8 protein-coding genes are annotated in these 14,353 nt (G+C 66.5%); 3 read left to right on the top strand and 5 right to left on the bottom strand.

What is annotated here, in order from left to right; translation table 11 throughout:
- Nucleotides 1-182: 182 nt before the first annotated feature.
- The 3 genes from AB4Y67_RS11135 to AB4Y67_RS11125 all read right to left on the bottom strand — a co-directional run bounded on the left by AB4Y67_RS11135 (nucleotide 183) and on the right by AB4Y67_RS11125 (nucleotide 9,839).
- Entirely contained in the window at nucleotides 183-1,016 is an 834-nt protein-coding gene (locus tag AB4Y67_RS11135; protein WP_441405825.1) for a metal-dependent hydrolase, read from the bottom strand.
- A gap of 4 nt (nucleotides 1,017-1,020) precedes the next feature.
- Nucleotides 1,021-4,737, bottom strand: a complete 3,717-nt coding sequence (gene mfd / locus AB4Y67_RS11130) for a transcription-repair coupling factor (protein ID WP_441405824.1) — start codon at nucleotides 4,735-4,737, stop codon at nucleotides 1,021-1,023.
- Nucleotides 4,738-4,916: 179 nt separating this feature from the next.
- Nucleotides 4,917-9,839 (bottom strand): peroxidase family protein, encoded by a 4,923-nt coding sequence (locus AB4Y67_RS11125; protein WP_441405823.1) that lies wholly within the window; start codon nucleotides 9,837-9,839, stop codon nucleotides 4,917-4,919.
- 277 nt (nucleotides 9,840-10,116) lie between these two features.
- Between AB4Y67_RS11125 and AB4Y67_RS11120 the strand changes: the two genes are divergently transcribed.
- The 3 genes from AB4Y67_RS11120 to AB4Y67_RS11110 are packed head-to-tail and all read left to right on the top strand — an operon-like array spanning nucleotide 10,117 to nucleotide 12,384.
- Nucleotides 10,117-11,613: an SDR family oxidoreductase gene (locus AB4Y67_RS11120; RefSeq protein WP_441405822.1), complete on the top strand. Its 1,497-nt coding sequence runs from the start codon at nucleotides 10,117-10,119 to the stop codon at nucleotides 11,611-11,613.
- Between the two features lie 48 nt (nucleotides 11,614-11,661).
- Nucleotides 11,662-12,159: a DUF2505 domain-containing protein gene (locus AB4Y67_RS11115; RefSeq protein WP_441405821.1), complete on the top strand. Its 498-nt coding sequence runs from the start codon at nucleotides 11,662-11,664 to the stop codon at nucleotides 12,157-12,159.
- A gap of 3 nt (nucleotides 12,160-12,162) precedes the next feature.
- Nucleotides 12,163-12,384 carry an SCO4848 family membrane protein gene (locus AB4Y67_RS11110; RefSeq protein ID WP_441405820.1) on the top strand — a complete coding sequence of 74 codons (222 nt, stop codon included), beginning with the start codon at nucleotides 12,163-12,165 and terminating at the stop codon, nucleotides 12,382-12,384.
- A gap of 79 nt (nucleotides 12,385-12,463) precedes the next feature.
- Here the strand turns inward: AB4Y67_RS11110 and sufU are convergent, their stop codons facing one another.
- Nucleotides 12,464-12,934, bottom strand: a complete 471-nt coding sequence (gene sufU / locus AB4Y67_RS11105; protein ID WP_441405819.1) for a Fe-S cluster assembly sulfur transfer protein SufU — start codon at nucleotides 12,932-12,934, stop codon at nucleotides 12,464-12,466.
- 12 nt (nucleotides 12,935-12,946) lie between these two features.
- Nucleotides 12,947-14,260: a SufS family cysteine desulfurase gene (locus AB4Y67_RS11100; RefSeq protein ID WP_441405818.1), complete on the bottom strand. Its 1,314-nt coding sequence runs from the start codon at nucleotides 14,258-14,260 to the stop codon at nucleotides 12,947-12,949.
- Between the last annotated feature and the right edge of the window lie 93 nt (nucleotides 14,261-14,353).

Raw genomic sequence — 14,353 nt, 5'->3', positions numbered from 1 at the left:
AGAACTGAAGCCCCGGATTTCCGGGGCTTCAGTCGTTTAACCGGGCCCTCGCCGTGCCCTGGCTTCRCCCGTCGCAGCCGGTCCGGGGACACATTGACACGGACACGCCGCCAACACCGGACCCAAGGGCAGGAATCGCGTTCAAAGGCGCCCCGGACGGCGAACGGCGCCGGCCGGAGCCGCTATGCGGCGGCAACCAGCCCGAACAGGCTTCGGACCAGCCCGGTCCCCAGTGCGACGGCGGCCGGCCAGTGCACTTCAGCCAGCGCCAGCGCCGCGCCGAACATGCCGATCATGGCATAGGCGCTGACCGGGATCAGCACGAACCATTCCCGCCGTGACCCTGCCCGGCCCAGCAGCGGAATCGAGAACGCCCCGTTGGCCTTCCAGACGCTCTTGAGCAACGGCAGTTTCCGCAGCAGCTTCGGCGGTTTGATCACGACCGGCCAGAGCAGCGGCACTCCCCCGGTGGTGATCATGTCCCCGACGATGTGGACCAGCACACCGGTCAGCATCGAGACGGGCAGCCACGTCCACTGGTGCGGCGCGAACCAGGTCACCAGCCCTGCCATGGTGAGGGCGAAGACCCAGTTGCTGATCCAGCCGTACTTCGGGAAGAGTTTCAGGGCCTTGGCTGCGATGTTGATCATGAACATGCAGAGCAGCCCCGCGCCGACCGACAGCAGCCCCCACTCTGTCTGCAGCTGGAACTGCCCTGCCAGCGCCGCGAGCAGCACAAAGAACGCAGCACCCAGCAGGGAATGGGTCCCCTGCCGGTGCCCGCCGGAGACGTTTTCGATCCCGACGGCGATCACGTTCGACAGCGGCGGCAGCGAGTGCGCCACTGTGCTGGAGCGGTGGTCCCAGTCGCAGACCAGGGCTGTGCCCGCCGTCGCCATCCCGCCGATCACAATCCCGGTGGCGTCCAGCGGGTACCAGCCCAGCGCGTAGGGCCCGGTCGAGGCAACGGCTACCCACGCCGCGGCTCCCGACGCGGCGTGGTGTCCTCCCATCATTCTTTTACTTCACCGGCTCTTTGGCAGATACGGCGGAGTCGGCGAAGATGTTGCGGATGACTCCGTTGGCCCATTCGAGGATCTCGGCGTCCTGCAGGTCGCGGCCGCCGATCCGGGCGGTCTTGGGCTTAGGGATGAGCACCGCGTCCAGGGCGGGCTTGGACTGCGCGCCGGGGTACATCCGGGTGAGCCGCATGAGCTTGGACTCCGGCAGCTGGGCCGGGGAGAACTTGATGAAGTTGCCCTGCAGGGCGACGTCGCTGAGCCCGGCCTCGCGGGCGCCCACCCGGAAGCGGGCGACGTCGATCAGGTTCTTCGCGGGCAGCGGCAGTTCGCCGTAGCGGTCCACGAGTTCGGCGAGCACTTCATCGATGGCCTCATAGGTGATGGACGCGGCGAGCTTGCGGTAGGCCTCCAGGCGCAGCCGCTCGCCGGGCACGTAGTCGTGCGGCAGGTGCGCGTTGACCGGCAGCTCGATCTTCATCTCGGCGGCCTTCTCTTCTGCCTCGCCCCGGAAATCGGCCACGGCCTCGCCGACCAGGCGGATGTAGAGGTCGAAGCCGACGCCCTGGATGTGGCCGGACTGCTCCCCGCCGAGCAGGTTTCCGGCGCCGCGGATCTCGAGGTCCTTCATGGCCAGCTGCATGCCGGCGCCGAGCTCGTTGTGCGTCGCGACGGCCTTGAGCCGTTCCAGTGCCACTTCGCCCAGCGGTTTTTCGGAGGGGTACAGGAAGTAGGCGTAGGCGCGTTCGCGGCCGCGGCCCACCCGTCCGCGCAGCTGGTGCAGCTGGGAGAGCCCGTACTTGTCCGCGCCGTCCACGATCAGGGTGTTGGCGTTGGAGATGTCCAGGCCGGTCTCGATGATGGTGGTGCAGACGAGGACGTCGAAGCGCTTTTCCCAGAAGTCAACGATGATCTGTTCGAGCCGGCTCTCGGACATCTGCCCGTGGGCCACTTCCACCCGGGCCTCCGGGACGAGCTCGCGGATCTTGGCGGCGGTGCGGTCGATGGTGGAGACCCGGTTGTGCACGAAGAATACCTGGCCTTCGCGCATGAGTTCACGGCGGATCGCGGCGGAGGTCTGCTTGTCCGTGTACGGGCCGACGTAGGTCAGCACCGGATGCCGTTCCTCCGGCGGGGTGGCCAGGGTGGAGGTCTCGCGGATACCCGTGAGCGACATTTCCAGGGTCCGGGGAATCGGGGTGGCGCTCATGGCGAGCACGTCGACGTTGGTGCGCATCTTCTTGAGCGCTTCCTTGTGTTCCACGCCGAAGCGCTGCTCCTCGTCCACGATCACGAGGCCGAGGTCCTTGAACGCGAAGTCCTTGGACAGCAGCCGGTGGGTGCCGATCACGACGTCCACGGAACCGGTTTTGACGCCTTCGGCTGTCTCCTTGGCTTCCTTGGCGGCTTGGAAGCGGGACAGCGGCTTGACCACCATCGGGAAGCCGGAGAACCGTTCGGTGAAGGTTTCGTAGTGCTGTTGGGCGAGCAGCGTGGTGGGCACCAGCACGGCGACCTGCTTGCCGTCCTGGACGGCTTTGAAGGCCGCCCGGACCGCGATTTCGGTCTTGCCGTAGCCGACGTCCCCGGAGATCAGCCGGTCCATCGGGATCTCCCGCTCCATGTCCGCCTTGACCTCGTTGATGGTGGTCAGCTGGTCGGGCGTCTCCACGTACGGGAACGCCTCCTCAAGCTCGCGCTGCCACGGGGTGTCCGGGCCGAACGCGTAGCCGCGGGACGCCATCCGGGCCGAGTAGAGCCGGATCAGTTCGCCGGCGATTTCCTTGACCGCCTTGCGGGCCTTGGACTTGGTGCTGGCCCAGTCCGCGCCGCCCATCTTGCTCAGCGCCGGGGTGTCCCCGCCCACGTAGCGGGTGACCTGGTCCAGCTGGTCGGTGGGGACAAAGAGCCGGTCGCCGGGGGCGCCGCGCTTGGACGGGGCGTACTCGAGCACGAGGTATTCGCGAACCCCGTCCCCACCGCCGGCCACCTTGCGCTGGATGAGTTCCACGAACCGGCCGATGCCGTGCTGTTCGTGCACCACGGAGTCGCCAGAGACGAGCTGCAGCGGGTCGACGGCGTTCCGCCGCTTGGACGGCATCCGGCGCATGTCCTTCGTGGACCCTGCGGAGGTGCGGCCCAGCAGGTCAGCCTCGGTGAGCAGGGCAAGTTTGAGCGGCTCCAGGACGAAACCGCGTCCGACGGCGGCCGTGGTCACCTCGATCAGCCCGGCCTGGGGTTCGTCGTCGAGGGAGTCGACCCTGGCGCACGGGATGTCGTTGTCGTGGAAGAGTTCGGCGAGGCGCTGGGCCGGGCCGGGACCTTCGGTCACGACGACGATCCGCCACTGTTCGCGGACGTGGGAGCCGATGAAGTCCATCATTTCGGCGACGTCGCCCTGGTAGCCGCGGGGTTCGCGGGCGTGCAGGTTGAGGACGTCGACGTCGGGCAGCAGTTCCTCGTCGGTGGCCAGCGACGTGATGGACCACCAGGAGACCTCATGCTCCAGGGCCGCGGAGCGGGTTTCGGTGAGCGAGCGGAAGCTGGCGGAGTGCAGGGCAGCCGACGCCGCCGAGCTCAAATCAAGGGGTGCGGTCCCGCCGTCGGACGCCGTCGACCAGGCGGCCTCAAGGAATTCCTCGTTGGTGGCGGCAAGGTCGTGGGCGCGGGTCCGGACCTTTTCAGGTTCGATCACGACCGCCATCGAGCCGGCCGGGAACTGGTCCAGGAACGGCACCATGGCGTCCACCAGCACGGGGGCCAGGGACTCCATGCCCTCGACGGTGATTCCCCCGGCGATCTTCTCCAGCATGTCCGCGGCAGCCGGCAGCTGTGATTTCAGCGTCGCGGCACGGGACATCACGGAGGGTGTGATCAGGATTTCGCGGCACGGCGGGGCGTGCAGTTCGGTGGGGTGGTGCACCCCGGGCGCGGTCAGCGAGCGCTGGTCCGCGACGGCGAACCAGCGCATCTGGTCCACCTCGTCACCAAAGAATTCGACCCGGATGGGGTGGTCCTCGGTGGGCGGGAAGACATCCAGCATCCCGCCGCGGACGGCGAACTCACCGCGCCGGGTGACCATGTCCACGCGGGCGTAGGCGGCGTCRGCGAGGCTTCTGACGACGCTGCTGAACGGGGCGTCCTGGCCGACCTTCAGCGTGACCGGAACCAGCTCGCCGAGGCCGGCGACGATCGGCTGCACGACGGCCCGGACGGGCGCCACGACGACACGCAGGGCGCCGGCGGCGGACGTTTCGGGGTGAGCGAGGCGGCGCAGGACGGACAGCCGCCTGCCCACAGTGTCAGAGCGCGGTGAAAGCCGTTCGTGCGGGAGGGTTTCCCAGCTGGGGAACTCGGCAACGGCGTCGGACGGCAGGAAAGCGCGCAGTGCTTCCGTCAGGTCCTCGGCTTCACGGCCGGTGGCGGTGATGGCCAGGACCACCGGCGCCAGGCGGTTGCCGCCGTCGTCCGCTGCGTCTTTTGCGGTACTTGCCGCTGTGTTTTCCCCTGTGTTCTCCGCTGTATCCTCCGCTAGCGCGGCCAGGCCGTCCGCCATCTCCGCGAGCAGCGCCGAGCGCAGCCCGGCGGGCGCGCTGATCTGATAGTCCTCGCTGCGGGCGGCGAAACCGCGGGATGCTTCGGCACGGACGCGGGCGTAGTTCCGGTCTTCGGCGAGGACACGGCGCAGACCGGTGAGAGAGGGGCCGTTGAGGCTCATAGCTGTTGCTCCTGAAGGGATCACGGAAACGCAGGCAACACGAATAGCCGAAATTCGTGAGAATCCCGGGCACCTCAAGCCTACCGCTCCCTGGCCGGAGGCCTTCCACTCAACAGCCGGAGACAGGAACAGACCCCGGGACAACCCGGGGTCTGTTCCTGTCTCAGTTGCAACGGCGGCTAAATTGCTCCGGTGTTCTTCCACCGGTACAGGAAGGCCGCCATCGCGTCACGCTGGATGGCCTGCCCCGGCCGATAGGTGAAGGTAAGGTTCGCCTCCTGCCAGCCGGTGGAGATTTCCTGGTCAGCGAGCCATGCCATTTCCTTGTAGAACTGCTGCCCGGAGGAAACATCCGCGAACGGGGATACCGCCGGCGCCGTGAAGGCAGGTTCACCCGCCGCCCGGTACAGGAAAGCCGCCATCGCGTCACGCTCGATGGCCTGCCCCGGCCGGTAGGTGAATGTCCCGTCTCCTTCGTCCCAGCCGGTGGAGATTTTCTGGTCAGCGAGCCATGCCATTTCCTTGTAGAACTGCTGCCCGGGGGAAACATCCGCGAACGGGGATACCGCCGGCGCCGTGAAGGCAGGTTCACCCGCCGCCCGGTACAGGAATGCCGCCATCGCGTCACGATGGATCGACAGCCCCGGCCGGTAGGTGAATACGCCGTCTCCTTCGTCCCAGCCGGTGGAGATTTTCCGGTCAGCGAGCCATGCCATCTCCTTGTAGAACTGCTGCCCGGGGGAAACATCCGCGAACGGGGATACAGCCGGCGGAACGAATACCGGAGGAACCACCGGAGCCGCCGGCGTTACGACGTTCGATGCCGCTGACCGCTCGCTGGTGCCGCCTGCGTTGACTGCCTCAACCTGGAAGTTGTAGGCGGTCCCGTTGGTCAGGCCGACCACTACAAGGCTCGTTTCCGTGGAAGCGATGCCTTCAATCGTCTTGAACACCGTATTACCGGTACGGACCACGATGTTGAGCGTCTCGGCACCCGTGGGTGCCGCGAAGCTCACCGTTGCGGTCGTGTTGCCGCCAACTGCGGTGGGCGCAGCCGGTGCGGCAGGTGCCACGACCGGGTCCGGGACAACATTGATGGTCTGGTCGGAGAACCGCAGCCTTTCGACGTTGGTGATCCGGTCGGTGCCATCTTCTGCCCTGCCGCCGACGTGCGTCACGGTGGTGACGCCGTCGACGGTGCTGATGTCGTACTCGTCCATGGCCCCGGAGAACGCGGCCGTGTCGACGTCGTTTGCTCCCGGGCTGGAGAGGATTTCCCGGACGATCTTCACATTTCCGGGATCGATCTTGCCCGCCATGATGTCAGCCTGGAGCTCGGTCAGGGTCGTGACGGTCCTGACCTCGACACCCGCAGCGTTGACAACACTGAGCCTTACGTTGAGCCACTTGTCGCCGTCGATGATGTCATCGGCGCCGTTGCCCCAGATCTCGTCACTGCCGGAGCCGCCGATGATGATGTTGCCGGCCCCGAACTCGGTGGTGCCTGGCGGCAGGAGATCCGCGAGGCCCCTGATCCGGGCAATACCTTCGGCATTCAGCACATTGGTCAGGCCTTCGACGTTGACTTCGGTGTTGGGAACCGAAGGCACCTCGTCGTCGCCGCGGAGCACGTCGTCCTTGTCCCAGCCCGACAGGGCCTCAACCAGGAGGAAGCGGTCCTTGAGGGCGTTGGGCCCGTCGACGATGATCTGGCGCATATCGGAATCGGCCGGCTCGATCGAGCGGGCGTGCGTGACCCAGTCGAAGCCGAAGACACCGTGGTTGCGTTCGATGCCGGGGCCGGCGACCATAACGTCGTCGCCGCCTTCGGCGTCGTAATCGTCTTCGCCGGAATCACCGATCAGGACGTCATGGCCCGGAGCGTTGATGTCGTCGAAGAACGGTGCGCCGCTGTCGCCCTGCAGGAGGTCGTTGGAGTTTCCGCCTTCCTGCCAGTCGTCGCCGCCGCCGCCGAAGACCGTGTCAGGGCCGTCGCCGGCGAGGACCAGGTCGTTGCCTTCGCCAGCGAACGTTTCGTTGCCGTTGAGGCCGCCGTTGGAGAAGTCGTCGCCCTCACCCGACATGATGATGTCCAAGCCGGGTCCGGCGTCGATCGCGTCGTTGCCGGGTCCGCCCTTGATGACGTCGTCGCCGTGGGAGTCAGTCACCCGGTCGTTTCCTTCACCGCCGAGGACGACGTCGGCACCATCACTGCCTTCGATGATGTCGTCACCGCCGTTGCCCCAGATGGTGTCGTTGTCGATGCCGCCCCAGATCCTGTCCCCCGCCAGTGCGGGATCCTGCAGCGGGTCTTTATCGTCCCGCCCGTTGAATGTGGACTGGGCATTGAGCCCGGCACGGTCGACGCTGTTGCTGACCCGGTACCGGATCGTACCGTCCGCCATCCGCATCAGGAGCGCGGACTCGTCGCAGGACGAGGCCGGGTCGTCGGCCACCGAGTTTCCGGTGGTTGCCGTAATGTTCTTCATCTCGAACTCGCAGTCCGCGACGCCGAACACGTCGGCCTTGAGGGCCGCGGCGTCGGTGTTGCGCATGATGAGCTCGGAGAGGGAGTTGCCTTCCAGCTGGGTCCGCAGGTTCAGGCCCGAGGTGCGGGAAAGGTAGTACATGCGGTCCCCGTCCTGGAGATCCGTCATCTGGCGTTCAAAGATGTAGTTGAACGTCGAGCCCAGCAGCCCGCCGAAGAGGTTCTGGTACTCGGCGAGCCCGCCGACCCAGAGGTCGACGTTGTTCAGGCCGGTGGGCTTCACGACCGTGGCGGTCGGGGCCCAGGCGCCCGTGCTATTGACGAACTCGAAAGAGTCCGCCGGAGTCAGGGTATCCGTCGTGTTCATGTCGAACAGCCGCTGGGCGGCCGCCCGCTTGTCAACGATCGACGTCGCGGCGGTGATTGTGTCGTGGGTGCCGTAGGCAGCCATGAAGTTCACCACGGAATCCGGGTGCTTGAGGTTCTGACCAAAATCCACCCAGCTGGTGTACGGCTTCAGCGACGACTCGCCGGTGCTCGCGTACAGCTGGGAGCGGAAGTTGTTCAGGGACGGGATGCCGGTGTCCCGGCCACGGGCCAGGTTCAGCGAGGCAAGGTCCAGGGGCAGGCCCAGGACATTGTTCCGCAGGGTGTCGGTCACGAACTCGTCGAGTTCAGCGCCGACCTGGTCCGTCATGCCCATGGCGATGGCCCCCGCGGCCTGCTTCGGGGTCAGGGGATCTCCCGCGGAGTTGGAGTAGTAGGCCGTGGGATTGAGGAACGCGTCCAGCAGCGGCATACCGATGTCGGTGCCGTTGTTGGTCTTCCGGTCAATCGTCTCGGTCAGCATCGAGTGCCCGAACCGGTACGTGGCGTGCGCGAACTCTGCCTTGATCGCAGGGTCGATTGCGGTGTCCGACTGGGTGAACGGGTTGAAGCCGTTGATACCCGGCTGGATCTTGCGGGCGAAGTCCTCGAAGACGATGTGCTGGTATTCCATCTCCGTGACGTAGCGTGCCGCCTGGAACAGGCGTTCACCGTTCCAGTCGCCGTTCGCGAGCTTCCACTCGCTCACGTCGATGTTCTGCGTCGTGACGAGGTCCTGCATGTAGGCGACCAGCCGGTTGTGCTCCGAGTGGAACACCTGGTGGATCGCCGTGAGCCCGATGTTCTCGTTGACGCGTCCGTCGCCGGCGACGAAGTGCGCCGCCAGCTGCTCGTCGTCGTAGGTTCCCGGCGCGACCGGCGCGCTGACCGGGTTGGGATCCGTGTCGCCGTCGGCAGCCAGCGGAGCACCGGTCTGCGAGTTGAACGGTGCCGCGTTGTGCGCGATGTCGTCCAGGAAGGCGATGCCGATGCGCTTGACATTTGCCGGCGGGGCCACCGGCGAGGTCAGGTTGCCTTCAACCCGGCCCGTGGCGGTCTCGTACTGCGGGAGGCCGTTGGGTCCGCGCAGGAAGCGGCCGTACTGGTCGGTGGCGATCTTCGGAATGTCGGCGACGTCGTAATCCGACAGCTGCAGGCCGAGCAGGTCGCGGGCCTGATCCTTGATGTGCTGCCAGGTGGCCATGCCCCCCGGTTCGCCCTCGATGAGTTCGCCGTTGGCAACTGGCTTGTTCCCGACCAGCACGTATTCACGCAGGAACACCTGGTGGGAGGGGTGGGAGGCGTAGGTCTGGCTCTGGTCCACCCACGGCGAATCAGTGTTGGTGGCGTCCTGGATATCGTCGGCGTTCCCCAGAATCCCGTCGGGACCGGCCTGGTTCTCAGCCCGGCTCAGCAGCATGAAGTTCGTGTGCCCGCCCGGAACATAGAGCGGGTCGTCCGTGGCCAGCGGCATCATGACGTAGTTCTTGGTCTTCTTGGTGAAATCCACGCCGTGGTCGAAGAACTGTCCGAACAACGCGAACATGCCGTTATACGGCGGCGAGAGCCCGAAGTCGGTCGTGACGTTCGGGATGTCAAGGGTCGCGCCCTCCGGCACACAGTTTTCCGGCAAGCCCGCGCCATCGCAGGGCACCGCCGTGGGGCTGTCGTTGACGGTGCGGTGTGCCTGGCCGGAAGCGGCGACGGCGGCCGGGTTGGTGGCCGTCTGGTCCACGATCACGTTGCTGATGAAGCGCGGAGTGCCGTCGGTGATGTTCTCATTCACCGACTTGTAGCCCGGGCCGGAGGCCGGCGTCCGCCACTCAGGATCAGAGAGTCGGGGGAACACCCGGCTAGCGGACCCGAAATCTTTCTGGCCCGCCACCAGGTTGTTCTCCGTGCCGTCAACTGTCCGGAGACCGTACGGCAGCAGCGGGTTGGCAATCTGGTTGGGTCCGGAACCCAGGAGAGGCTGGCCCGGCACATCGTTGCCGGCGGCGTCCTCCTTGGTGGCGTGATTTTCAGCGATTTTGATCTGCTTCAGAATGAACCGCATATCGCCTGCATTGAGCGTGAATCCCTGGCCGGTCGGCGCCGCGGAAACTGCGGGCGCCAGCACGGACGGGACAACCCCGGCGCTGAGCAGAAGGGCGAGGGCGCCGGCCGCGACTTTGCGACTGACCCCCGGTGCCTTCCCTCGCAGCGGGAGGTTGCCTTCCCTCCCTCGAATCTTGCGATGTTTCCCCATTTTGTAACCTCCATCGAGTCGCACCGGCTTCCCCCTCAATGTGGTCGCTCGGTTCACTGGATGGCCACAGCCTTGTCGTGAGGCCTTTGGAAATTCTTGGGACCCGTGAGTCAGCGGGGACCTAAGGGTGGAGGAGAGAGATTTGTTAGTCCGTGTGCATGGTGGGACTTGGGCGCGCAGAGGGGCGCAGGAGGCGGCCCGCCCCGGCGGTTGGGGCCCCGCTCATGACGATTGCTAAGCTTGCTGTCCAAGGCTGTTCACCCACCGAGGAGACTCCATGAGCGACAATCCACGAACGGTGCTCGTCACCGGTGCGACCGGCTACATCGGAGGACGGCTGGTCCCCCGGCTGCTGGAGGCCGGACACACCGTCAAGGTCCTGGTCCGGACCCCCGCCAAGATCGCCGGCGTGCCGTGGCTCGACGACGTCGAAGTTGTCCAGAGCAGTCTCGACGACGGCGACGCACTGCGCGCGGCCCTGGACGGCGTCGATGTACTTTACTATCTGGTCCATTCCATGGCAGCGGGGGCAGGATTCGAAGCCACGGAAAAGGCGATGGCCGGGACCGCGGCGCGGGCCGCAGCCGACGCCGGTGTGGGCAGGATCGTCTACCTGGGCGGCCTGCACCCATCCACCGCCAGACTTTCCACGCACATGAGGTCCAGGGAAGCCGTGGGCAAGGTCTTCCTCGACAGCCCGGTGGACGCCGTCGTCTTCCAGGCTGGCGTCGTGATCGGCTCCGGGTCGGCGTCGTTCGAGATGATCCGGCACCTCTCTGACACGCTCCCGGTGATGCCGGCCCCCAGTTGGGTGCGCAACAGGATCGAGGCGATCGCCGTGCGCGATGTGCTGCACTACCTCGTGCGCGCCGCAGCACTCGAAGGCCCGATTAACCGCACTTTTGACATCGGATCGCGCCAGGTTCTCAGTTACGCCGGGATGATGCAGGAATACGCCGCCGAGGCCGGCCTCCCCCGCCGGTGGGTCCTCGCCCTGCCCGTTCCCGCCCCCAAACTCGCCGGGCTCTGGGTGGCGCTGGTTACCCCGATTCCGTTGTCGATGTCCCTGCCGCTCGTGGAGTCCCTCCAGCACGACGCTGTCTCCCGCGAACACGACATCGATTCGTACATCCCGCTGCCCGAGGGCGGACTGACTCCGTACCGCCGCGCGGTGGCCCTTGCCCTGGGCAAAGAGCGCGACGGCCAGGTGGAGACAACCTGGTCAAACGCCGGGGCCGACGCCGATCCCCTCCCCAGCGACCCGGACTGGGCCGGGCACCGCGTGTACCTCGACGAACGCACCTACTCCAGCCCAGTGGACCCGAAGCACGTGTGGACCATCATCGAGGGGATCGGCGGCCGCAACGGCTGGTACTCGCTGCCGCTGGCGTGGCGCGTCCGCGGCTGGTTGGACAAGCTCACCGGCGGGGCGGGGCTGCTGCGCGGCCGGCGGCACCCGCACCTGCTGGCCGAAGGAGAAGTGGTGGACTGGTGGCGCGCTGAGCGGATCGAGCGCGGGCGGCTGCTCCGGCTGCGGGCTGAAATGCGGGCCCCCGGCCGGGCCTGGCTGGAGCTCTCGGTGGAGCCCGACGGAACCGGCAGCCGTTACCGCCAGCGGGCGATCTTCTTTCCGAAGGGACTCGGCGGCCGCTTGTACTGGCTGGCGGTTCTGCCGTTCCACAGCCTGATCTTCCCGGCCATGTCACGCAACATCACGGCCGCGGCGAAGGACCTCCAGGATCTCGAATCGGAGCCTGCCGGACACACCGCGTAGGATGTTTGGAGCCCGAAACGACGAGTTCCACCCCATGGAGGACCCCCAATGGCCTTGAGCGCATCCACCAACCTTCCGCACAGCGTTGACCGAGTCACCGCGGTTTTCGTTAATGAGGACTTCCTGCGCCACACGAGCGAGCTCGTCGGCGGCACCCTGGAATCCTTTGCCGTCGACGGCGACACGGCCGGCGCCTTCAGCACCACCACCGTGCGGACCATCCCGACGACCCGTATGCCGGACCTGGCCCGGAAGTTCGTCGGCGAAAGCCTCAAGGTGACGCAGCTCGAGACCTGGGACGCCCCCGCAGCGGACGGCTCCCGGCTCAGCAACATCACCCTGAAGGTCTCCGGCGCCCCGCTGGACGTCAATGCCGTCCAGCGCCTCGTCGCCGACGGCGGCAGCACCCGGATCGAGCTTGAGGGCACCGTCACTTCCTCAGTGCCCTTCCTGGGCAGCAAGATCGCAGAAGCGGCCGAACCGATGGTGGGCAAAGCCCTGAACCTCCAGTCCACCCAGGCCCAGGCCTGGCTCGAAAGCCACTAGCACATGGAGTTACCGGCCGTCCTGGCCGTCGTCCTGATCGTGGCCGGCGTATGGTCCCTGGCGGTCTGGCCGCAGTTCCTGCGCCGGGTCATGAAGGACCCAAGGTCCCGCGACGCGAACGGCAAAGCCACCCGCTTCCTCACCGTCCACGTCGTCCTGGTCAGCATCTCCCTGCTGCTCGGGGCGGCGACGGCGGCCATCGGGATCGCGGGCTTGTTCGGCTAATCGGGATCTGTCCCGGCCCGCAGGCCTTCAACAGGAACCGGCCGGAGCCCGAACAGGGCTCCGGCCGGTTTCTGTTTGGCTAAGGGGTTGGCGTGCCGGGTGCCAGTGCCTGGGCAAGGGCGTCTTCGGCGGCCACCCAGGAAATCATGGCGCACTTCACCCGGGCGGCGTATTTCGAAACGCCTTCAAAGGCTGATGCGTCACCGAGGATTTCGGGATCCGCGGCGATCTTCCCCCGGGACCGCAGGACTTCGCGGAAATTGCCGATGACCTCGGTGAGGTTGCCGACGTCCATCCCTTCGGCAAGGTCGGCAAGCACCGAGGCGGAGGCCATGGAAATCGAACAACCTTCCCCGTCCCAGCGCAACTGGGAGACCTTTCCCTCAGATACCGCCACCCGGACCGTAATCTCATCCCCGCAGACGGGATTGAGCTGGTGGGACTGCCCGGACGACGCCCCTGCCGGTACCGGCGTCTCCGCCAGTCCGCTGCCGGTCCGCAGTTTCGCGTGTTCCAGAATGATCTGCTGGTACAGCTGTTCAAGGCTCATGCGCTAAAGTCCTCAGGCTCCAAAGTAGGCTCGGACCTCGGCGACAGCCGCAAGGAACGTGTCCACATCGGACGTTGTGTTGTACAGGTAGGTGCTGGCCCGGGTACTGGCGGTCAGTCCCAGACGGCGGTGCAGCGGCTGCGCGCAGTGGTGGCCAACCCGGACGGCGATGCCCTTGCTGTCCAGGAACTGCCCGACGTCGTGCGCGTGCACGCCGGCAACGTCGAAGGACGCCAGCCCGATCCGTTCCTGTCCCGGAGCCGGGCCGAGGACACGCACGCCGGGAATGGACGCCAGCCCTTCGACCAGGCGCTGCCCGAGCAACGATTCCCAGGCGTGGACACGGTCCATCCCCGTCTCGGTGAGGTAGTTCGCCGCGGCCGCGAGAGCGATGGCCTGGGAGACTTTCTGGGTCCCGGCTTCGAACCTTTGCGGGGCAGGCAGGAACGCCGCGCGTTCCATCGTCACCGTGGTGATCATCGATCCCCCGGTGAGGAACGGCGGCAGCGCGTTCAACAATTCGGACCGGCCATACAACACGCCGATGCCGGTCGGCCCCAGCATCTTGTGTCCGGAGAGGACCGCGAAGTCGACACCGAGGTCCTGCACATCCAGCGGGAGGTGCGGCGCGGACTGGCAGGCGTCCAGCACTGTGAGGGCCCCCACCTGGCGGGCCATCGCCACGAGCTTCTTTACGGGGTTGATCGTGCCCAGCACATTTGAGGCGTGGCTGAAGGCAAGGACCCTGGTGGCCGGGCTGATGATGCCGCCGGCAGCTTCTAGGTCCAGTACGCCCGCGTCGTCGACGGGGATGTAGCGAAGGGTCGCGCCAGTCCGCTCAGCCAGCTGCTGCCACGGTATGAGGTTTGCGTGGTGCTCCATCTCGGTGACCACAATCTCGTCGCCGGCGCCCAGGGCGAACTGCGCCGCGGGCGCAGCCGCGCCAGGCAGGGAGGAGTTCAGGAACGCGTAACTGAGAAGGTTCAGGCCCTCGGTGGCGTTGGAGGTCCAGATAATCTCATCGGCCGCCGCGCCGAGGAAGGCAGCGAGCGTTTTACGGGCATTCTCGAAGGAGTCCGTGGCTTCCACCGCCAGCAGGTGGGCGCCGCGGTGAACGGCGGCGTTGCGCTGCTCGTAAAACTCCTGCTCGGCCTCAATGACGCTGAGCGGGTTCTGCGAGGTCGCCCCGGAGTCCAAATAGATCAGGGGGTGCCCGCCCATGGACCGCGAAAGCACGGGGAAGTCATTGCGGATCCGCAGCACCTCTTCGTCGGTCAGTTCAGGCGCAAGCAGGGCCTGGGACTCTGACGTGGGCACAAAAGCCACGCTGGCCTCCTCGAATCGGGTCAAATGGACTACTATCCATCATCCCACGGAACGGCACCACGGATTCTGCAGCCGGCTCAGCTCGGGCACCGC

It is taken from the genome of Arthrobacter sp. YAF17 (genome assembly GCF_052113365.1).
Classification (GTDB): Bacteria; Actinomycetota; Actinomycetes; order Actinomycetales; family Micrococcaceae; genus Arthrobacter.
The sequence above is the reverse complement of the archived record's forward strand: the minus strand, read 5'-3'. Positions and strand labels throughout refer to the sequence as shown.

Bases quoted from the DNA above. Each gene is read 5' to 3' on its own strand.
- AB4Y67_RS11135 (WP_441405825.1), bottom strand. From the start codon at position 1,016: ATGATGGGAGGACACCACGCCGCGTCGGGAGCCGCGGCGTGGGTAGCC.
- AB4Y67_RS11125 (WP_441405823.1), bottom strand. From the start codon at position 9,839: ATGGGGAAACATCGCAAGATTCGAGGGAGGGAAGGCAACCTCCCGCTG.
- AB4Y67_RS11120 (WP_441405822.1), top strand. From the start codon at position 10,117: ATGAGCGACAATCCACGAACGGTGCTCGTCACCGGTGCGACCGGCTAC.
- AB4Y67_RS11115 (WP_441405821.1), top strand. From the start codon at position 11,662: ATGGCCTTGAGCGCATCCACCAACCTTCCGCACAGCGTTGACCGAGTC.
- AB4Y67_RS11110 (WP_441405820.1), top strand. From the start codon at position 12,163: ATGGAGTTACCGGCCGTCCTGGCCGTCGTCCTGATCGTGGCCGGCGTA.
- sufU (WP_441405819.1), bottom strand. From the start codon at position 12,934: ATGAGCCTTGAACAGCTGTACCAGCAGATCATTCTGGAACACGCGAAA.